We start from the raw sequence: 20,310 nt of genomic DNA, 5'->3' as shown, positions 1-20,310 counted from the left end.
TCCGCTCAATCGAGACTTTCGGTCGATGTAACCCCCACATCGATAATCGCGTCCCACCGCGATGAGGGTCTCTCAACGGAAGGCTTTGCCGCCCGGAAACCCTGTGTACACGTTTTTGTTACCGGCTGGAAGTTCCGCATCATGAGCACGCCAGAACCTTTCAAAGAAGTGCCGCATCGTGGCCTGATCACGGTTGCGCTCATGCTGGCGACGATCATGCAGGCGCTCGACACCACGATCGCCAACGTCGCGCTGCCGACCATGACCGGCGATCTCGGCGCCTCGCCCGACAACATCAACTGGGTGCTGACCTCCTACATCGTGGCGGCGGCGATCATGACGCCGGTCACCGGCTGGCTTGCGGACCGTTTCGGCCGCAAGGAACTGTTCCTGACGGCGGTGGTCGGCTTCACCATCTTCTCGATGCTGTGCGGCCTGGCCTGGAGCCTTGAAACCATTGTGTTGTTCCGGCTCATGCAAGGCGTGTTCGGCGCCGCGATCGTGCCCCTGTCGCAGACCTTCCTGCTCGACATCAACCCGAAGGAACGCCACGGCCAGGCAATGGCCATCTGGGGCGCCGGCATTATGCTGGGGCCGATTCTGGGTCCCACGCTTGGTGGCTGGCTGACCGAGAATTTCAGCTGGCGCTGGGTGTTCTTTATCAACCTGCCGGTCGGCATCGTCGCCTTCCTCGGCATGGCCGCTTATCTGCCGGCCATTGCGCGGCGGGTGCGAAGCTTCGATTTCTTCGGCTTCGCCATGATATCGCTCGGCGTCGGCGCTCTGCAGCTGCTGCTCGATCGTGGTGGCGAGGTCGACTGGTTCTCGTCGGTCGAGATCTGGATCGAGCTTGGCCTTTCGATAACCGGCTTCTGGGTGTTCATCATCCACACGATGACCGCGGAGCATCCCTTCATCGACCCCAAGATCTTCCTCGACCGCAATTTCGTGACCGGGCTGGCGTTCATCTTCGTCATGGGCGTGCTCATCCTGGCGAGCATGTCGCTGCTGCCGCCGATGCTGTCGACCATCTTCGGCTATCCGACCATCACCATCGGCATCGTGATCGGGCCGCGCGGCGTGGGGACGATGATCTCGATGCTCGTCGTCGGCCGGCTCATGAGCAAGGTCGACGCCAGAATCCTCGTCGTCATCGGCTTCCTCCTGACCGCGCAGTCGCTCTACACGATGGCCGGCTTCTCGCCCCAGATGGACAACTGGCTGATCATCACTTCCGGCATCATCCAGGGCCTGGGAATGGGAATGGTATTCGTGCCGCTGTCGACGGTGGCCTTCGCCACGCTTGACGTGCGCTTCCGCACCGATGCCACGGCTTTGTTCAGCCTTGTGCGCAACCTCGGCTCGTCCATCGGCGTATCGGTCGTGACGGTGCTCATGGTGCGCAACACACAGATAAATCACGCCGAGCTTTCCACCTTTATCAATCCGTTCAACCCCAATCTGTGGGCGGTTTCGCCGGCGGCGGCCGGCGGCGACCAGATGGCATTGTCCCAGGTCGACAGGATGGTGAACATCCAGGCGATGATGATCTCCTACGTCAACGACTTCAAAATCCTGATGATAATGACGCTGGCCGCCATTCCGTTCGTGATCCTGCTGCGCAAGCCGAAGACGGCGCCGGCTGGCGGCGCGCCGGCGGCACATATGGATTGATATTCGCCGACGGCTGTCCGCTGCCGGCGATGGCTTTGCTACCTTCCGAGCACCAGGGCCCAGTAGCGGAGGCCGGGGTCGCGGCCGTCGCGGACATAGGCAAGCCCGAAACGACTGAAGTCCGGGTCGAGTATGTTGCGCCGGTGGCCGGTCGAATGCATCCAGATATCGAACAGTTTCTGCTGGTCGAAGCGGCCTTCGGCGATGTTCTCGGCCGCAGCGCCGTGCACGCTATTGTCCTTCATGCGCGAGGCGAAATCCTTGCCCCAGCCGGTGGTGTGACTCATGCGCGTCCGCGACGCCATGTAGCCGGCCTGCTGCAACGCTGCCTGTTCGAGCTGGGTGTCCGCGGTCAGCGGAGTCCGCCCGGCCGCAGCGCGCAAGTTGGCCAGGGTGGCCGTGGCGGAGGAAGAGACACCTGCGCCCTCACCGGTGGGCACGGAAACGGTTGTGCAGGCGGCAAGCCCGGCAATGGCCGCAAGGCCGATCAGCAAGGAGCGCCTTGTCCGGCGCGGTTCTGGAGGGAGGTCGATGACAGTGTTCATTCCTGCCTGCATAGTCGCGATCATGGCTTTTGACGGGCAAGCCGAAAAAACTGTCGAGGAAATTGATGCCTTGGCCTTCGCTGATCGCACCGCGTAGTCTTCAAACGTTGCGTTTGGCCATCCAGCTTCGAATGGCCCATCATCCGAGAAATCCGATGCCGAAGATCGCGCGGCTTCTGCCGGGCAGCGATGACAATCCCGTGATAGCCTGTCCGGAACCATCGATTTGGCGACAGCCCCTGGCAAATCGGGTATGCTGTTACATCTACTAGTGGCAGCTACGGGCGGCCATCGCGGTGGTGACCGCCCCCGACAACGGGAGGAAGCTTATGGCCAGCTTTCATGTCATGGCGGACGCGCGTGGTATGCATGTGCAGCCCACGGTGCGCCACATCACCACATCGGACCTCTGGGATGCGCTGCGGCTCGGTGCCGAGGATTTCTGGGCAAAACCGTCTCACTACGTTTTCCTGTGCCTGATCTATCCCATCGTCGGCCTGATCCTGACGCAGTGGACGTCTGGCTCCAACGCCATTCAGCTCGTCTATCCCTTGATGTCGGGTTTCGCCCTTGTCGGCCCTTTCGCCGCGCTCGGCCTCTACGAGATCAGCCGCCGGCGCGAACTCGGCATGAACACCAACTGGCGACATGCCCTCGATGTCCGCCACTCGCCGGCGGTGCCTTCGATCGCGGTCATCGGCATCATGCTGTTCGTGCTGTTCCTGTTGTGGCTGTTCATCGCGCAGTCGATCTACACCAGTCTGTTCGGCGACCAGCCGCCGGCTTCGATCGGCGCCTTTGTCCGCGACGTGCTGACGACCAGCAAAGGCTGGACGTTGATCCTTCTCGGCAACGCCGCCGGCTTCGTTTTCGCCGTGATCGTGTTGGCCACCACTGTCGTCGCCTTCCCGCTGCTGCTCGACCGTGACGTCGGCGCCGTTTCGGCCATAGAAACCTCGGCGCGGGCGGTGATGGCAAATCCGCTGCAGATGGCTCTTTGGGGCCTGACGGTCGCGGTGCTGCTGGTGATCGGTTCGATCCCGCTGTTTGCCGGGCTCGCGGTCGTTATGCCTATCCTTGGCCATGCCACCTGGCACCTCTACCGCAAGGTGGTGGAACCGGAGCGGACGCAGCAGACAAGACGGCCGATGTAGACCAACGCCGGGGCCGCCGCTGGGCTCAGCGCTGTGCGTCGGTCGCCATCTTCAGCGCCAGCGCCGTCAGCACCCCTCCCATCATCCAGCGCTGGATGACCAGCCACAAAGGCCGCCCGGCGAGAAACGCGGCGATCGAGCCGGCCATCACCGCGATGATGGCATTCACGGTCAGGCTGATCGAAATCTGCGTCGCGCCGAGCACAAGAAGCTGAGACAGGACATGGCCTTTGCCAATGCTGATGAATTGCGGCAGCAGCGACAAATAGAGCACCGCCACCTTCGGATTGAGCAGATTGGTCATCAGGCCCATGGCGAACAGCTTGCGCGGCCCGTCTTTCGGCAGGTCGCGCACCTGGAATGGCGAGCGTCCGCCCGGCTTCACGGCCTGCCAGGCCAGCCACAGGAGATAGAGCACGCCGGCAAAGCGCAGCGCGTCATAGGCGAAGGGCACGGCCAGCAGCAGCGCCGTGATTCCGAATGCCGCCGACAGCACATAGAAGAGAAAACCGACGGCGACCCCGCCAAGCGAGATCAACCCGGCCTTCGGCCCTTGCGACAGGGAGCGCGAGATCAGGTAGATCATGTTTGGACCCGGCGTCAGCACCATGCCCAGGCAGACCAGCGCGAAGGCGAGGTGGTTGGCGGTATCGGGCATTGTTCGTCCCCAGGCGTGCCGCGATGGATGCGATCCAGCGTGCAGCCATTATGTGCCCGTTGCGGCAGGCGCCCACAAGGGCTTGGCGGCGTCGGGCGTTGCGCCAGAGTTCGGTTAACCGACCACGCGCAGGTTCGACAATTCGTTGCCGATTTCCTTGAAATCGTTGGACAGGCTGGCGCCCGTCGCATTCCAGAACAGCTTGGCGGGTTTGCTCGGGTCCGCCGGGTCCTTGCGGAAGCGCGAGACCGACGAGCATGATTTCAGCGCATCGATGGCGTTCTTGTCGGTGGTCTTGGTCGTGGACAGGTCGAGAGCCACTGTCATCACCATGATGTTGGCCGCCTTGGCGTTGTTGCAAAGCGTCGTCATCTGCTCGTTGAGCGCGCTGGTGTAATTGCCGTTCGAATAGTCGAACTGGCCGATGGCGCTCGATGTGCCCATGAACAGACGCCCGACCGAGGTGCCGGCATAGCCGGGCTTGAGATAGCCGTAGGACGCGTAGGTCGACTTCGAATCGGCGGGGTCGGAATAGCTGAGCGAAGACGGCGTGTAATAGGTGTTGGCGCCGTCGGTCAGCACGATCACCACCTTGTCGTTGCCTTTTTCTGTTTCCGGGCGCCCCTGCGTGAACGGCTCGCCGCTCGAGACCACCCGCCAGCCCCAGCCCATGCCCTCGGGAACATTGGTGCCGCCATCCGGCTGCATCAGGTCGATCGCGGCTTTGATCGTGGCGAGCCCATCGGCGACGCTGACGTCGGTCAGCGGCGTGATCGGGTTGGTGGTGCAACTGTAGTTCGGGCCGTTGCCTGCGGGCAATACCGGCGCATCGATCGGCCGCGGCTGGAAATATTTGGTCATGTTGCGCAGCCGGGCTTGGCCGCTGCTGCTCGAAGGATCGTCGTTCCACCAGCTGTTGATGGCGCCGTAGGTCTTTGGTGCGGCTTCGTTGGGATCCTGGGTGATCTTCCAGTGATTGCCGGGTTCATCCGGGGCGAACATCGGCACGAACATCGTCGCCGGATCGCCCACGCCTATCCCGGTGTTGGCCGAGCCGCCGGACGGCGGGGCGTCATTGACATTGTAGGGGTAGGGCCGGGCTTCGACACAGCCTTGCCAGCTGGCGAACGGACCGTAGGAATCGACATAGTCGTATGCGTCGTAACTGCGCTTGCAGGTATTGTTCCAGTTGTATTCAGCACAAACAACGTGCTTGCTGTTTTTAACACGCTCATGGCTGGTGACGACCTTCATGTCGCGGTAGAGCGAAAACCGGGTCAGCATCTGGCCTTCCTCGTCGCCCCAGCCGGTGCCGCGTTTGTACCAGATGCCGTTGGTCTGCTGGGCGTATTTGTTGGCGGCGTTCAGCGTCGACCAGTCGAAATTCTCGTTCGACACCGGTGACAGGCCCTCGGTGTCCATCCAGGACGCATTGCCATTGCCAGGACCGACATTGACCGAGGCGGCAAAGGGTACGAGGCCGAACTGCACCGGCTTGTCGACCTGCTTGATCATCGCGGCCTGTTGGGCAAGCGTGTCGACCAACTGCTTCGCCGCGGTCTTGAGGAGATCGATGCGCTTCTGCCCCGAGCCGGTTCCGGGCGTGACCATCGATCCGGAATTGTCGAGCACCAGCGCTACTTCGAGCGTGTTCTTCAGCCGCACCTCCGAGCACGCGGTGAAGCCGATATTGGTGGCGCCGGTGCCGCCGAGCAGTATCTTCGCCGTCGGCAGGAAGTAAGGATTATAGGTCAAGGTGCCGCAAAGCTTCATTGTTCCGCCGCCAGCGGCGTTGCTGGGCAAAGTGAGGTTGAGCGTCGTGTTGGCGGGATCGACATCGTTCAGATTGGCATTGAAGAAGTCGAGCGCATAGGCCCTCAGCTGGTCGTCGGTGGCGCCTTCCGTCACGCGGCGCGCCGTGGCGAAGTTGGCGGCGTCGAGCGCGTTCAACACCGTCTGCTTTTCGCGGTTCATTTCCGTGAAGTCGACCGCGAGCGCCAGCCCGCCCATCAGCGGGACCATCGCGAAGGCCGTCACGAGAGCATAGTTGCCGCGCCTGTCGCGGCGGAATTGACGCCAGATTTCACGCATGTCTTGCAGCGGCCCCCGCCGGCGGATTCTCGTTCGACGCCAGCTTTCCACAAAACGCTGAAGGACGGGTTTGGGAAACCGCTCGATTGCTTGGTTCGCGCTTCACCAAGCACTAACCAATCTGGAGCGGCCCCCCGGTGCCTCCAAAAAACGACACCCCGCCGGATGCAGGGCGTCGACGTGGAATTCGTCGGATCAGCTGACGATGCGCAGGTTGGACAGCTCGTTGCCGATCGCCTTGAAATCGTCGGACAGCGTTGCGCCCGTCGAATTCCAGAACAGCTTCATCGGCTTGCCCGGATCGGTCTTGTCCTTGCTGAAGCGGGAATCCGAAGAACAGGCCTTCAGCGCATCCATCTGCGTTTTCTCCGCTGTCTTGGTGGCGTCCAGATCAAGCGCGATGGTCATGACCATGATCCCGGCGGCCTTGGCGTTGTTACACAGCGCAGTGAAATGCTCGTTCATCGCTTTGGTGTAGTTGGCGTTGCTGTAATCGTCCTTGGTGACATCCGTTCCGAGGAACATGCGGCCGTAGCTGTAGCCGTTGCTGTAGGGGACGACGTAACCGAGAGCCGAATAGATCGCCTTGCTGCCAGCCAGGTCGTTACCGCCAGAACTCCAATTGGTTCCAGAGTAGGTCTGCGCCGTCACCGAGGTCGGCGTGTAGTAGGTGTTGGCGCCGTCGGTCAGCACGATCAGTACCTTGTCGTTGCCTCTTTCCGTTTCGGGCCGGCCCTCGGTGAAGGGTGCCGTGCTGGAAAGGGTCCGCCAGCCCCAGGCCATGCCTTCCGGCACGTTGGTGGCGCCGTCGTCGGCCATGGCATCGATGGCGTTTTTGATCAAAGTTGCGCCGGCTGTCGTGGAAACATCGGTTAGTGGCGTAATTGCCGTCGTGCTGCAGCTTGTATTCGGCCCGGCGTCCATGCCGTAGGCCGGCGTGACCTTGTTCACCCAGTCGAAATATTTTGGCATGTAGCGCTGGCGTGCGGCGTCGGACGCGCCTGAACTCACTGGGGCGTCGACATCCCAATTGTTATTGGCTGGCCTTGAAGAGCTATCGACGCGGTCGGTTTCGTCGGGCGCGAACATCGGCACGAAAAGCGTTGCAGGCAGTGTTGTCGATGCAGCTGTGTCCTGGATATTGTATGGATATGGACGCGACTCGACGCAGCCACCCCAACTCGCGACCGGCGCATAGGTGAAGGTCGCGTTCGATGCACAAGTACCGTCCCAATTCTTGAGACTGCACGCTGAAATGCGTTTCATCTGTTTGTAGATCGAGAACCGGGTCAGCGGCTGGTCTTTCTGGCTCGCGTCCCAGCCGGTGCCTTTCGCGTACCAGATGCCGGCAATCTTCTGCGCGTATTTGGTGGACGAAAAGGACGAACTCATGGTCGTCCAGTCGAAATTCTCATGATGGATAGGCGATATGCCGGTCGTGTCCATCCACGCCGCCGAAGCGTTGCCCGCACCGACATTCACCGAGGCGGCAAAGGGAACGAGGCTGAACTGGACCGGCTTGGTGACCTGTCTCATCTGCTGGGCCTGGCCGGCCAACTGGTCGACCAACTGCTTGGCGGCGCTCTTGAGAAGGTCGAACCGCACCTTGTTCGAGCCTTTGCCGAGCTCCTTCATCGAACCGGAATTATCAAGCACCAGCGACACTTCCAGCGTGTTCTTCAGGCGCACTTCGGAGCAGGTGCTGAAGCCGATATCGGTGCTGCCGGCGCTGCCGCCCAGCAGTAGTTTAGCCGTCGGCTCGAAATAGGGCTTGTAGACCAAGGTCGCGCAGAGCTTCAGCGTCCCGCCGCCTGTGTTGTTGTTGGGCAGCGTCACGGCCAGCGTGGTGTTGGCCGGATCGATATGCGCGAGATTGGCTTCGAAGAAATTCTTGGCATAGGCCACCGCGTCGGCTTCGCTGGCGCCGGCAACGATCTGCTGGGCCGTGGCGAAGCCGGCCGCGTCCAAGGCATTCAAGGCGTTTTGCCTTTGGCCCACCATTTCCGTATAGTCGACGGCGATAGCCACGGCGCCCATCAGCGGCACCATGGCGAGCACGGTCATCAGCGCATAATTGCCACGCCGGTCGCGTCCGAATCTTCGGATCATTGTCACAGCTGCCCCGCCAAATCGATAGTCAGTGGGGACGGTGTCATAAATCGTTAAATTTCAGGTTTCTGGAATATGTCCAAGGTCAGGCTGCATTTTCAAAGCTCGTTAACCAACCAGTGAACGGTGGTGGATGTCGGTACAGGCGGGCGAAAGCTGGTGACAGGCTGGGCCGGTTCGGATAATTCCAACCGGCTGCGGCGAACCGTCGGCTGCGGCACCGCAACGATCATGACTGAAGGATACGGCATGGCGGCCTCGCCTGACATCATCGGTTCGCTCGAAGACGTGTCGAAGAACTATTCGGCCATTCTCTGCGATGTCTGGGGCGTGGTGCACAATGGCGAAACGCATTTTCCCGCGGCTGCGTCGGCGCTGGCGGCTGCCCGTACGGCCGGCATTCCCGTCGTCCTGATCACCAATTCGCCGCGCCGCAGCGCCGACGTCGTGGCCCAGATGAACGTCATCGGCGTTCCCCCATGGGCCTACGACCGCGTGGTCACCTCGGGCGACGTGACCCGCGACCTGATCGTGGAAGGCCCGCGAAAGATCTTCCATGTCGGCGCCGAGCGAGACTTGACCCTCTATGACGGGCTCGACGTCGATCTCGTCGAGGAGTTCGAGGCATCCGGCGTCGTCTGCACCGGCCTGTTCGATGACGAAGTGGAGAAGCCCGAAGATTATGCGGAGCTGCTGCGGCGGCTGCGCGCCAGGAACCTGCCTTTCATCTGCGCCAACCCGGATATCATGGTCGAGCGCGGCGAACGCATCATCTGGTGCGCCGGCGCCCTGGCGCGCGACTACGCACAGCTCGGCGGCCGCACGCTGATCGCCGGAAAACCTTATGCGCCGGTCTATGATGTGGCGATGAAGGAGGTGGCGGAGATCCTTGGCCGGCCGGTCGAGCGCCGCCAGGTGCTGGCCATCGGCGACGGCATGCTGACCGATATCAAGGGCGCGGCCGACAACGGTTTCGACGTTCTCTATGTCTCAGGCGGCATTCATGCCCGCGACTATGGCGATGCATCGCAACCGGATCCCGCAAGGCTCGCCGCGTTTCTTGACAGGCACGGCTATCATCCAGTGGCCGTCATTCCCAGGCTGCGGTAGATGGCGATGGACGCTTTCCAGCACCTTTCGGCAACCGCTCCGCTGCCCGCCGATTTGCGCGGCGGCGTTGTCGCGATCGGCAATTTCGACGGTGTCCATCGCGGTCATCAGGCGGTGCTCGAACGGGCATTGGCGGAGGCGCGGCGGCGTGGCGTGCCGGCGCTGGTGCTGACTTTCGAACCGCACCCGCGAAAGATATTCAGGCCCGAGATACCGCTGTTCGTGCTGACGCCGCCGCCGATGAAGGCGCGGCTCCTGTCGCTGCTGGGCTTTGCCGCGCTCGTCGAACAGCCTTTCACGCGCGACTTCGCCTCGCTATCGGCGGAAGCCTTCGTGACCGACGTGCTTGAGAGAACGCTTGGCATCACCCATGCCGTGACCGGCTTCGATTTCCATTTCGGCAAGGACCGCCAGGGCGGGCCGGCCTATCTGATGGCGGCTGGCGAGCGCCATGGCTTCGGCGTCACGCTGGTCGATGCATTTCGGGACGAAAGCGCCGAGGTGGTTTCATCGAGCCGCATCCGCGCCTTGCTTTGCGAAGGCGCGGTGGCCGAGGCCGCCGGCCTGCTCGGCTATCGCTTCACGGTGGAGAGCGAAGTCGTGGGCGGCCAGAAACTGGGGCGAACGCTCGGCTTTCCGACCGCCAACATGAGGCTTCCCGCCGAGGCCACCCTCAGGGAAGGCATCTATGCCGTTCGCTTTCGCCGCGCCGACGGAAGGCTGCATGATGGCGTTGCCAGCTTTGGCCGCCGTCCGACCGTCGACGATGATGGCGCGCCGCTTCTGGAAACCTTCGTCTTCGATTTTTCCGGTGACCTCTATGGCGAGATCTGCCAGGTGTCGTTCTTCGGTTACCTGCGCAGCGAGGTCAAGTTCGACGGGCTTGATGCGCTGGTCGCGCAGATGAAGCGCGACGAGGCCGAGGCGAGAGCACTGCTGGCCGGCGTCAAGCCGCTTTCGCAACTCGACGCGGCCATGGCTTTTTGAAGCATGGTCCCGAAAAGTGGAGTGCGGTTTTCGGGCAAGATCATGCTTTAACAAAATGAGCATGATCCCGAAAAGTGTCGCCCGGTTTTCGGGTTAGATCATGCTCGAATCAGACGTTACTTTTTCAGCGCCAGACCGACGGCGATGAAGGTCCAACCCTGGAAGATCAGGTCGATTGCCAGGAACAGGCCGAGCACCCATACGCTGTTGACCGGCCAGCCCATAGCTATGATCAACCCGGCGATCACGCTGATGGCGCCGGCCGCGACGATCCAGCCCCAGCCGCGCTCAGGCCGGTGGCTGTAACCGACCCAGGCGCGCAGCACGCCGGAAGCGACAAGCGCGACGGCCAGCAGGAAGGTCAGCACCGCCGAGGCCAGCAGCGGGTTGTCGAAGGCGAAAAAGCCCGCGACCGCGTAGAGCAATCCGCTGAGCAGCCAGTAGAAGAAGCGGCCCCACGTCTTGACCCCGAAGGCATGCATGATCTCGATGATGCCGGCCACCAGCATCAGCCACCCCACGACATAGACGGAAGCCACCGTGGCGATGAAGAGGTTGCCAAAGGCAATGCCGCCGAGGATCAGCAGCAACACGCCCAGACCAACAAACCACCTCCACTTTCCTCGCGTCTGTCCGATCGCGTTCTTCAGTGCATCGCCGTGCAAGGTCATGTCGCCACCTCCATCGAGGACCGCCAGCAGGGAATGAAGTTACCCTTGGTGCCGACCCGCGTCCAGCCGACGGCGGCCGGATGGTGAGCAATGCGAGCCGGACGTCTCGACCTTAAATCAAATTTTACCAAAGCCTCTTCAAAGCTGTGACCGAAAGACAGTCGTATCGTGTTAATGGGGTAGTCATGAGTCCGGTCGGGAAAATTTCTGCAGCCTTGGCTACCGTCATGCTGGCTACCTCGGGTGCGGCCGATGCCGGCGAGGGCGCCTTCGGCTGGCTGTCCGGCGATTGGTATCTGACGGTCGGCGCCACCGGCATGGTGGCGCCCAATTTCGAGGGCGGCAAGAAGTACCTGCTCAGCGCCTCGCCGATCATCTCCTTGGGCAAGGCTGGCCCGGCGGCCCGCTTCACCTCACGCAACGACAACATTTCGCTGGCGCTGGTCGATGACGGCGGCGTTCGCGCCGGCCTGACCGGCAAGTTCCTGTTCTCGCGCGACGATGGCGATGCCGACGAGTTGAAGGGCCTCGATCCGGTCCGCTGGGGCGGCGAGGTGGGCGGCTTCTTCGAATTCTATCCGACGGACTGGATACGTGCGCGTGCCGAGCTGCGGCACGGCATCCGCGCCCATAACGGCTTCGTCGCCGACATCGCCGCCGACGCCTTCTACGATGTGACGCCAACCGTCAGGATCTCTGGCGGGCCGCGCGTCTCGTTCGCCTCCGCCAAATATTTCGACGCCTATTACGGCGTCGACGCGCAGGAAGCCGTGGCCTCGGGGTTGAACCAGTATAATCCCGGCGGCGGCCTGAAATCGGTCGGCCTTGGCGGTGCGGTGACGTGGAAGGTGACCGACCCGATGACCGCCAGCCTGTTCGGGGAATATTCACGCCTCGAAGGCCCGGCCGCCGATTCCAGCCTGGTCAAGGAGCGCGGCGACCGCAACCAGTTCATGATCGGCGTATCGACGACCTATCGCTTCGATTTCAAGATGTAGCCGGTATCGGCCTTATTCCAGCAATCGCGTATCGATCTGATGACTTGTGGTGCCGACGATGGCGATGCCTTCGCGTTCCAGCAAGGCGGGATTGAGAATATAGTTTCTGGCGAAGGGAACGATCACGCAAGGAACTTCCATGACTGGATGGCTGGCGGCACTGACAAAATCGCTGCCAATCTCGCGTGTCTTGGCCGGATTGTCTTTCCAGCCCTCGGGCAAATCGGGGACGGCAATGGAGACGCCGTCAGGCACTTCGATTTCCAGGAGCTGGAACGTGGGCGGCAAATCTTCCACGTCGACATGAACGAGAATTTCAAGAAGCGCCGTGGCGGGATGATCCGCGCAGTACACAATGGCGGTGCCCTTGATGTTCCAACGGCCGGAGCTAAGCATGCCGCCCCGGCCGGACAGGTCGGCGAAGTTGGAGATACGCCATAGACGCATCGTCAGGCGAAAATGCCATAATCGATGCGATGCAGTTCCTCTTCCACCAGGGAAGCACCGGTTTCCGACTGCAGGAGCGTGATAGGCGCTTCGTTGAGCACCCGGCTGCGTTTGCGCAACCAACGTTGCGCTTTTTCGTGGTCTCCGAAAACACGATCCGCCATTGTGGAAATGCGCTCGATGCGCATGACGCGATCGGACTCGGCAATACTCAGTTTCTCATTGCGTTCTTTCCTGCGCGCCAAAGTGCGCCGCGATCCTACGATCTTGTAGATTTCGTCATTGCTGAACCCACGGTGGCGGAGTTCTTCCACCTTGGTGAAGCTGACCAGGAATTGCCCCGTTGCGGCATCCCGGACCAAGCCATCCTGCGCAAGCTCGACCTTCTCCTTACGGGCGGCCCGTCTGGCAGCCGGCACGTGGACCTTGCGATGCGGATTGGACATGACGCGCCTCCGGTGCCATTTGCCCAAACATATATGCGCAATTGGCACAAGCGGCAAGGCGAGTGCCTTGGAGTTCGGGCTTTCCAAGCTGGCCCACCTCGTTTAAAAGCGCGGCCATGACAGTGGTCTCGCGTTCCGTCGCGATTACGATACGAATTACCAGCCCGGTGTTCCGGACGGCCTGAGAGCTGTCGGAGCCGCCGGGAATCTTGCGCGCGACCCCTCGCGCTTTTTCCAGATCATGATAGTTCAGGCCCGAGCTCCCTTGCCGCCGGGCAATCCACAATGGCAGACCAATGACCGATACAGCTGAAACGATCGACTATTCCAAGACGCTTTACCTGCCGCAGACGGATTTCCCGATGCGTGCCGGTTTGCCCGAGAAGGAGCCGGTGCTGGTCAAGCGCTGGCAGGAGATGGATCTCTACCGCAAGCTGCGCGAGGCCTCCGCCGGTCGCCCGAAATACGTGCTGCATGACGGCCCGCCTTATGCCAACGGCAACATCCATATCGGCCATGCGCTGAACAAGATTCTCAAGGACGTCATCAACCGCTCCTTCCAGATGCGCGGCCGCGACGCCAATTACGTGCCCGGCTGGGACTGCCACGGCCTGCCGATCGAATGGAAGATCGAGGAGCAGTACCGCGCCAAGGGCAAGAACAAGGATGAGGTGCCGGTCAACGAGTTCCGCAAGGAATGCCGGGATTTCGCCGCTCACTGGATCGGCGTTCAGGGGGCGGAATTCCAGCGCCTTGGCGTCATCGGCGACTTCAAGAACCCGTATACGACCATGGCCTTCCACGCCGAGGCGCGTATCGCCGGCGAACTGTTGAAATTCGCCATGTCGGGCCAGCTCTATCGCGGCTCCAAGCCGGTGATGTGGAGTGTCGTCGAGCGCACCGCGCTCGCCGAGGCCGAGATCGAATACCAGGACTACGAGTCGGATACGATCTGGGCGAAGTTCCCGGTCGCCAGTCTGGTGCGCCCCGTGGCTGACGGAGAGGCCGCACTGACCGAGGGCGCTCTCGATCTGCTGCAGGCCCATGTCGTCATCTGGACGACGACGCCTTGGACGATCCCCGGCAACCGTGCCGTCAACTATTCGCCGCGCATCGACTACGGTCTCTACGAGGTCACGGCAGCCGAGAACGCCTTCGGCCCGCAGCCGGGCGAAAAGCTGATCTTTGCCGATACGCTGGCCGAAGAGGCTTCGGTCAAGGCCAAAGTCACCTTGAATCGTCTTCGCAGCGTGTCGGCGCAAGAGCTTGGAAGTCTTACGCTTTCGCATCCCTTCAAGGGTCTTGGCGGCGGTTACGAGTTTCCGGTGCCCATGCTTGCCGGCGACCATGTCACCGATGATGCGGGCACCGGGTTCGTTCACACGGCGCCGGGCCATGGTCGCGAGGATTTCGACGCCTGGATGGACGCGGCCCCGGACCTGCGCGCGCGCGGCGTCGACACCGCGATCCCGTTCACCGTCGACGATGCCGGCTTTTTCACCAAGGACGCGCCGGGCTTCGGTCCGGATCGTGAGGGTGGCGCGGCGCGCGTTCTTGACGACAACGGCAAGAAGGGCAATGCCAACCAAGCGGTCATCGATGAGCTGATCAAGCGCAACGCGTTGTTCGCGCGCGGTCGGCTGAAGCACTCCTATCCGCATTCCTGGCGGTCGAAGAAACCGGTCATCTTCCGCAACACGCCGCAATGGTTCGTCCACATGGACAAGGACCTCGGCGACGGCACGACGCTGCGCAGCCGTGCGCTGAAGGCGATCGACGACACCCGTTTCGTGCCAGGGGCGGGGCAGAACCGCATCCGCGCCATGATCGAGGAACGGCCCGACTGGGTTCTGTCGCGCCAGCGCGCCTGGGGCGTGCCGATCGCGGTCTTCGCCGACGCCGACGGCAATGTGCTCCAGGACGAGGCGGTCAACCAGCGCATCATGGACGCTTTCGAGAAAGAAGGCGCCGATGCCTGGTTCGCCGCCGGTGCCAAGGACCGTTTCCTCGGCAATCACGATGCCTCCAGATGGAAGCAGGTGACGGACATCCTCGACGTCTGGTTCGATTCAGGCTCGACCCACGTTTTCACGCTGGAGGATCGTCCGGACCTCAAATGGCCGGCCGATGTCTATCTCGAAGGCTCCGACCAGCATCGCGGCTGGTTTCACTCCTCGTTGCTCGAAAGCTGCGGCACCAGGGGCAGGGCGCCTTACAACACCGTCGTCACCCATGGTTTCACCATGGACGAGGACGGCCGCAAGATGTCGAAGTCACTCGGCAACACCGTCGTCCCGCAGGACGTGATCAAGCAGTCCGGCGCGGACATCCTGCGCCTGTGGGTGGTGACGACCGACTATTGGGAAGACCAGCGCCTCGGCAAGAACGTGCTGCAAACCAACATCGACGCCTACCGCAAGCTGCGCAACACCATCCGCTGGATGCTGGGCACGCTCGCCCACGACGATGGCGAGGAGGTGCCGCTGGAAGGGATGCCGGAGCTGGAACGGCTGATGCTGCATCGCCTCGCCGAACTCGATGAGGTGGTGCGCCAGGGCTACGATGCCTTCGAGTTCAAGCGCATCACCCGTGCGCTCCTCGATTTCATGGTGGTCGAGTTGTCGGCCTTCTATTTCGATATTCGCAAGGACGCGCTCTACTGCGATGCGCCGTCGAGCGCGAAGCGCAAGGCCTCGGTGCAGGTGGTGCGCCACCTTTTCGACTGCCTGGTAAGATGGCTGGCGCCGATGCTGCCCTTCACCATGGAAGAGGCCTGGCTCGACCGCCATCCCGATGCCGTCTCGGTACATCTCGACCAGTTCCCGGCGATCCCGGAAAACTGGAAGAACGAGGCGCTGGCGGAGAAATGGCGTAAGGTGCGGCAGGTGCGCCGCGTCGTCACCGGTGCGCTGGAAATCGCGCGTGCCCAGAAGGTGATCGGCTCGTCGCTGGAGGCGGTGCCGGTCGTTACCATCGACGATGCGGCGCTCGAAGCCGCGATATCGGATGTCGACATGGCCGAAATGGCGATCACCAGCGATCTCGTCATCGCCCATGGCGAGGCGCAACAAGGCGCCTTCACGCTCGAAGACGTGAAGGGCATCGCCGTGGTGATCGAAAAGGCCGAGGACCGCGGCCTGGTCAAATGCGCGCGCTCGTGGCGTTACACCGCCGATGTCGGGCAGGATCCTGCCTTTCCCGATGTCTCGGCGCGCGACGCCGCCGTGCTGCATGAGCTTAACGCGCTCGGCCGGCTTTGAAGGCCAGGCATATCGGTGCACAAATGCCACGCCGGTCGGTGCAAATCCGTCCGCGCGTTGCCCTTAACGAGTGGTTGAGGTAAACACGCGAAACTCCGGAAGACAAATTGTCGCCGGATTTTCGTCGCAGTGCTTGGACACGGGGACCGGACCTTGGGGCCGGCGGCGATCGAGAGGCTGTCTAGAGTGGGACTTTTTGGCATGACCGAGAGATTTAACGCGCGCCTCGCGCTGTTGGCGCCGCTTGTCGCATCGGGGCTCGCTCTGTCCGGATGTGTCGGTTCTCCGACCTACGGCACCGACAAGACCGCCGGCGAACAATTGGCCGGCGATCTCACGGGCGCTTTTTCGTTCGCGCCGAAGCGCAAGGAACACATCGATTACAAGCCGCGTCCGACCCTGGTGAAGCCGGCGCCTGGTCAGAAGGAAGCGCTGCCGGCGCCACAGGATAGCATCGAGAGCGCAAGCGCCGAATGGCCAGAATCCCCCGAGCAGCGCCGTGCCCGCCTGCGCGCCGACGCCACCGCACACCAGGATGATCCGTCCTACCAGTCGCAGATCGTCGACGACGTGCAGACGGATCCCGCCTCGGTGAAGAAGGCGATGGAGGAATCCGGATCGAGTCACCCGCCGCGTTGGACGCCTGCCGATTCCGACAAGGGCCGCGCCGCCGATATCCAGCGCCGCCTTGCCGAAAGCAAGCAGGGCGATCCGAATACCCGCAAATATCTGAGCGAGCCGCCCCTTGCCTATCGCGTCGCATCCGGCACGGCGCCGCAAAACGAACTCGGCGAAGACGAGTACAAAAAGGAACGCCGCCTGAAGAGAGAGGCGGAAGGCAAGAAGGGCGGCTGGTTCGACTGGCTGCCGTCCCTGTAAAAAGCGGGGCGCATTTGCTTTGCTGACGGGTATCGCACCCCGTTCAGTCGCGGCGTTCCCGAAAGAAATCCTTCAGCAGCAGGGCCGATTCGGCCTCCGCGATGCCCGCATAGATGTCAGGCGTGTGATGGCAGGTCGGCGAAGCGAAGAAGCGCACGCCGTTGACCACCGCGCCGCCCTTTTCGTCCGCGGCGCCAAAGTAGAGCCGGCGCAACCTGGCGAAGGAGATGGCGCCGGCGCACATGGCGCAAGGCTCCAGCGTCACATAGAGATCGTGTCCGGAGAGCCGCTCGCTCGACAGCCTTCGGCAGGCTTCGCGGATGGCCAGCATCTCGGCATGGGCCGTCGGATCGGCAAGCTCCCGGGTGCGGTTGCCGGCACTGGCAATGACCGTGCCGGCGCTGGCGATGACGGCGCCGACCGGCACTTCGCCGCGCGAGGCTGCCGCTTGCGCCTCCTCCAGCGCCAGCGCCATGAAATCGGGCCGCTTCACGCGGGTTTCCATTCCGATTATCTCCTCGCCACTCGACGGTGATCCTGTTATTGAGCGCATAACCTCGAAAATCGGGTACGGTTTTCGGAAATGATCATGCGCCAAATCAAAAATGCTACAGCGTTCGTTGCGCGCCCGAAAGGATGCGCCACGCTGTAGCAGCGCAAACGGACAAAGGCCACATGGACGACAACGACAAGAAATCTCCGCGCCAGAAGGGTCCGGGCAAAAGCGGTCCGAAACCGGCGGCCGCGCGTGGGCGCGATGCCGGCAAAGGCGGCAAGCCGGCCTTCGGCGCCAAGAAACCGTTTGCCAAGCGTGGCGACGGCGGCAAGCCCTTCGAAAAACGCGAAGGGCCGCGCAAGCCCTACGCGCCGCGCGGCGAGCGGCCGATGGCCGCCGATGGCGAACGGCCCCAGAAGCGTGAGTACAAGCCGCGCGAAGGCGGCGAAGGCGGGCGCCCGGAGCGGCCCTTCAACAAGGGTCCGCGTCCGCAAGGCAAGCCTTATGAAAACCGCGAAGGCCCGCGCAAGCCCTACGCACCGCGCGGCGAGCGTCCAATGGCCGCCGATGGCGAACGGCCCCAGAAGCGTGAGTATAAGCCGCGCGAAAACGGGGAAGGCGGGCGCTCGGAGCGACTCTTCAACAAGGGTCCGCGTCCGCAAGGCAAGCCATATGAAAACCGCGAAGGCCCGCGCAAGCCGTATGCACCGCGCGGCGAGCGGCCAATGGCGGCTGAAGGTGCGACGGGTGAAAGACGCTTCGATCGTCCTAAGCGTGATTTTGCCGATCGGCCCAAGCCCGACTTCTCTGACCGTCCGAAGCGCGATTTCGCTGCCGACCGGCCGCAAGGCGGTTTCAAGTCCCGTCCGCGTCCTGCGGAGGCGCCCGAGGAAGCCGGCGAGCGGATCGCCAAGCGGCTGGCTCGCGCCGGGCTTGCCTCGCGCCGTGACGCCGAGGAGTTGATCGCGGCCGGCCGCGTCAAGGTCAACGGCCGGGTTCTGTCTTCGCCGGCTTTCAATGTGATGCCGGGCGACATCATCCATCTCGACGGCATGGAGATCCCGCCGATCGAGCGCACTCGGCTGTTCCTGTTCCACAAGCCTGCCGGTGTCGTGACCACCAACCGCGACCCCGAGGGCCGCAAGACCGTCTTCGACGTGCTGCCGGCTGAATTGCCCCGGCTGATGACCATCGGCCGCCTCGACATCAACACCGAAGGCCTGCTGCTGCTGACCAATGATGGCGGCCTGTCTCGCGTGCTCGAACTGCCGGCCACCGGCTGGCTGCGCCGTTACCGGGTGCGCGTCCATGGCAAGGTCGAGGAAAGTGCGCTTGCGGGTTTGCGCGAAGGCATTGCCGTGGACGGCGTCTTCTATGGCGCCATCGAGGCGAGCCTCGATCGCGAGCAAGGCTCGAACGCCTGGCTGACGATCGGCTTGCGCGAGGGCAAAAACCGCGAGGTCAAGAACATTCTCGGCGCGCTCGGCCTCGACGTGACGCGGCTGATCCGCATCTCCTACGGCCCGTTCCAGCTCGACGAACTCCCCGAAGGCCATGTGCTGGAGATCAAGGGCAAGGTGTTGCGCGATCAGCTCGGCGAACGCCTGATAGAGGAATCCGGCGCCAATTTCGATGCGGAGATAACAAAGCCGTTTTCCAACCTGCCGGTGCGGCGGGTCGAGCCGCGCCGCGAGGAGGCCGAGCGGCCGAGATTTTCGCGCGAGGGTGACCACCGGCCGATCGGCGAGGGCGGCCTGATCAAGAACCGCAAGCGCCGCGAAGGCAGCCGTGATGAAGCCCTGGGCAAACTGTCGACCAGCCCCGACAGAGGCGCGAGGCCGGAAAAAAGCTTTGGCGACCGCGGCCCGAGACCCGAACGCGGTAGCTTCGGCGACAAGCCGCGCGGTGGTTTTGGCGGCAAACCGGGCGGCAAGAAATCCGAGCGCGAGCAGCGGCCGATCGAGCCGCCCGGCCAGCGCAAGGCCAATGTCTGGATGGCGCCGGGCGCGCGGCCGATCGGCAAGGGCAGGGCGGAGGCGGATGCTGCCAAAGCCGCTGAAGCCAAGGCCCGCAAGGCGTCTTTCAAGCCGGCCTATGGCAAGCCCGGCGGCAAGCCGGGCGGCCCAAAGCCGTTCGGCAAGCCGCGTGGCGAACGTCCGGGTGGCGGCGGCGAGCGGCCGCGCGGCGGTTTCAAGGGTCCAAGGGCGAAATGAGGATCGTCGGCGGCGAGTTTCGCGGGCGCCCGCTGGCGACGCCCCGCGGCAGCGCCATCCGCCCCACCACCGACCGCACCCGCGAGGCTGTTTTCAATGTGCTGGCGCATCGCTTTGCCGATCGGCTGCAGGGCGCGCGCGTGCTCGACCTGTTCGCAGGCACAGGCGCGCTCGGGCTCGAGGCGCTGTCGCGCGGCGCGTCCTATGGCGTCTTCATCGAGGAGTCGGCCGAAGGCCGCGGCCTGATCCGCGACAATGTCGAGGCCTTCGGCCTGACCGGCCGCACCAAGATATTCCGGCGCGATGCGACGGCTCTGGGCGAGGCCGGCACGCTGGCGCCGTTCGAGCTCGTTTTCGCCGATCCACCTTACGGCAAGGGTCTTGGCGAACGCGCGCTGAGGTCGGCCAAGCAAGGCGGCTGGCTGCGTCCCGGCGCGCTGTGCGTGGTCGAGGAGGCAGCGGCGGCGCCTTTCGAGCCGGGACCGGGATTTTCAGTTGTCGACGAGCGCCACTATGGCGAGACGCTGATCCGGCTTGTCGAGGCCGCCTGAGTTAAGCTTCATTTGCGGGCG

General features: G+C 63.1%; 17 protein-coding genes. 9 read left to right on the top strand and 8 right to left on the bottom strand.

The annotated features are described in order from the left end of the window. Positions 1–141 precede the first annotated feature (141 nt). Positions 142–1,674, top strand: a complete 1,533-nt coding sequence (locus FJ940_RS09045) for a DHA2 family efflux MFS transporter permease subunit (protein WP_140494247.1) — start codon at positions 142–144, stop codon at positions 1,672–1,674. 38 nt (positions 1,675–1,712) lie between these two features. On the opposite strand, the gene FJ940_RS09040 is transcribed toward FJ940_RS09045, so the two are convergent. Further along, positions 1,713–2,219 carry a CAP domain-containing protein gene (locus FJ940_RS09040; RefSeq protein WP_140494245.1) on the bottom strand — a complete coding sequence of 169 codons (507 nt, stop codon included), beginning with the start codon at positions 2,217–2,219 and terminating at the stop codon, positions 1,713–1,715. A gap of 329 nt (positions 2,220–2,548) precedes the next feature. Here FJ940_RS09040 and FJ940_RS09035 point away from each other — a divergent pair, with 329 nt between their 5' ends. Next, the gene (locus FJ940_RS09035; protein WP_140656213.1) at positions 2,549–3,373 is read left to right on the top strand and encodes a DUF2189 domain-containing protein; all 825 of its coding nucleotides are present in this window, start codon (positions 2,549–2,551) and stop codon (positions 3,371–3,373) included. A 25-nt stretch (positions 3,374–3,398) separates the two neighbouring features. On the opposite strand, the gene FJ940_RS09030 is transcribed toward FJ940_RS09035, so the two are convergent. The 3 genes from FJ940_RS09030 to FJ940_RS09020 form a co-directional block, all read right to left on the bottom strand. Then, entirely contained in the window at positions 3,399–4,031 is a 633-nt protein-coding gene (locus FJ940_RS09030) for a LysE family translocator (RefSeq protein ID WP_140583801.1), read from the bottom strand. Between the two features lie 114 nt (positions 4,032–4,145). Further along, positions 4,146–6,122 (bottom strand): TadE/TadG family type IV pilus assembly protein, encoded by a 1,977-nt coding sequence (locus FJ940_RS09025; RefSeq protein ID WP_181171751.1) that lies wholly within the window; start codon positions 6,120–6,122, stop codon positions 4,146–4,148. Positions 6,123–6,317: 195 nt separating this feature from the next. Further along, entirely contained in the window at positions 6,318–8,231 is a 1,914-nt protein-coding gene (locus FJ940_RS09020; RefSeq protein ID WP_140656210.1) for a pilus assembly protein, read from the bottom strand. A gap of 249 nt (positions 8,232–8,480) precedes the next feature. On the opposite strand from FJ940_RS09020, the gene FJ940_RS09015 reads away from it, so the two are divergent. Next, positions 8,481–9,341: a TIGR01459 family HAD-type hydrolase gene (locus FJ940_RS09015; protein ID WP_140656312.1), complete on the top strand. Its 861-nt coding sequence runs from the start codon at positions 8,481–8,483 to the stop codon at positions 9,339–9,341. Positions 9,342–9,347: 6 nt separating this feature from the next. Then, positions 9,348–10,328 carry a bifunctional riboflavin kinase/FAD synthetase gene (locus FJ940_RS09010; protein ID WP_140495019.1) on the top strand — a complete coding sequence of 327 codons (981 nt, stop codon included), beginning with the start codon at positions 9,348–9,350 and terminating at the stop codon, positions 10,326–10,328. A gap of 116 nt (positions 10,329–10,444) precedes the next feature. On the opposite strand, the gene FJ940_RS09005 is transcribed toward FJ940_RS09010, so the two are convergent. Beyond that, the gene (locus FJ940_RS09005) at positions 10,445–10,999 is read right to left on the bottom strand and encodes an HdeD family acid-resistance protein (RefSeq protein ID WP_140656208.1); all 555 of its coding nucleotides are present in this window, start codon (positions 10,997–10,999) and stop codon (positions 10,445–10,447) included. A gap of 227 nt (positions 11,000–11,226) precedes the next feature. Between FJ940_RS09005 and FJ940_RS09000 the strand changes: the two genes are divergently transcribed. Then, positions 11,227–11,997: a MipA/OmpV family protein gene (locus FJ940_RS09000; protein ID WP_224519163.1), complete on the top strand. Its 771-nt coding sequence runs from the start codon at positions 11,227–11,229 to the stop codon at positions 11,995–11,997. 12 nt (positions 11,998–12,009) lie between these two features. On the opposite strand, the gene FJ940_RS08995 is transcribed toward FJ940_RS09000, so the two are convergent. Both FJ940_RS08995 and FJ940_RS08990 read right to left on the bottom strand, forming a co-directional pair. After that, positions 12,010–12,444, bottom strand: a complete 435-nt coding sequence (locus tag FJ940_RS08995) for an RES family NAD+ phosphorylase (protein ID WP_140494233.1) — start codon at positions 12,442–12,444, stop codon at positions 12,010–12,012. A gap of 2 nt (positions 12,445–12,446) precedes the next feature. After that, on the bottom strand, positions 12,447–12,890 hold the full coding sequence (locus FJ940_RS08990) for an antitoxin Xre/MbcA/ParS toxin-binding domain-containing protein (protein WP_140557104.1): 444 nt from the start codon (positions 12,888–12,890) through the stop codon (positions 12,447–12,449). 296 nt (positions 12,891–13,186) lie between these two features. Here FJ940_RS08990 and ileS point away from each other — a divergent pair, with 296 nt between their 5' ends. Further along, the gene (gene ileS, locus FJ940_RS08985) at positions 13,187–16,150 is read left to right on the top strand and encodes an isoleucine--tRNA ligase (protein WP_140656205.1); all 2,964 of its coding nucleotides are present in this window, start codon (positions 13,187–13,189) and stop codon (positions 16,148–16,150) included. A 201-nt stretch (positions 16,151–16,351) separates the two neighbouring features. Next, entirely contained in the window at positions 16,352–17,029 is a 678-nt protein-coding gene (locus FJ940_RS08980; protein ID WP_140557101.1) for a hypothetical protein, read from the top strand. A 43-nt stretch (positions 17,030–17,072) separates the two neighbouring features. Here FJ940_RS08980 and FJ940_RS08975 read toward each other — a convergent pair whose 3' ends face one another. Then, entirely contained in the window at positions 17,073–17,522 is a 450-nt protein-coding gene (locus tag FJ940_RS08975; protein WP_140495017.1) for a nucleoside deaminase, read from the bottom strand. A 182-nt stretch (positions 17,523–17,704) separates the two neighbouring features. Between FJ940_RS08975 and FJ940_RS08970 the strand changes: the two genes are divergently transcribed. Together FJ940_RS08970 and rsmD are read left to right on the top strand one after the other, a co-directional pair. Then, entirely contained in the window at positions 17,705–19,738 is a 2,034-nt protein-coding gene (locus tag FJ940_RS08970) for a pseudouridine synthase (RefSeq protein WP_140656202.1), read from the top strand. Next, positions 19,735–20,289: a 16S rRNA (guanine(966)-N(2))-methyltransferase RsmD gene (rsmD, locus tag FJ940_RS08965; RefSeq protein ID WP_140557099.1), complete on the top strand. Its 555-nt coding sequence runs from the start codon at positions 19,735–19,737 to the stop codon at positions 20,287–20,289. The genes FJ940_RS08970 and rsmD overlap by 4 nt, the downstream gene beginning before the upstream one ends. Positions 20,290–20,310: the final 21 nt, after the last annotated feature.

This window comes from Mesorhizobium sp. B2-3-7 (assembly GCF_006442695.1).
In the GTDB taxonomy this organism is placed as follows: domain Bacteria; phylum Pseudomonadota; class Alphaproteobacteria; order Rhizobiales; family Rhizobiaceae; genus Mesorhizobium.
This window is presented reverse-complemented; position numbering and strand designations above follow the sequence as displayed.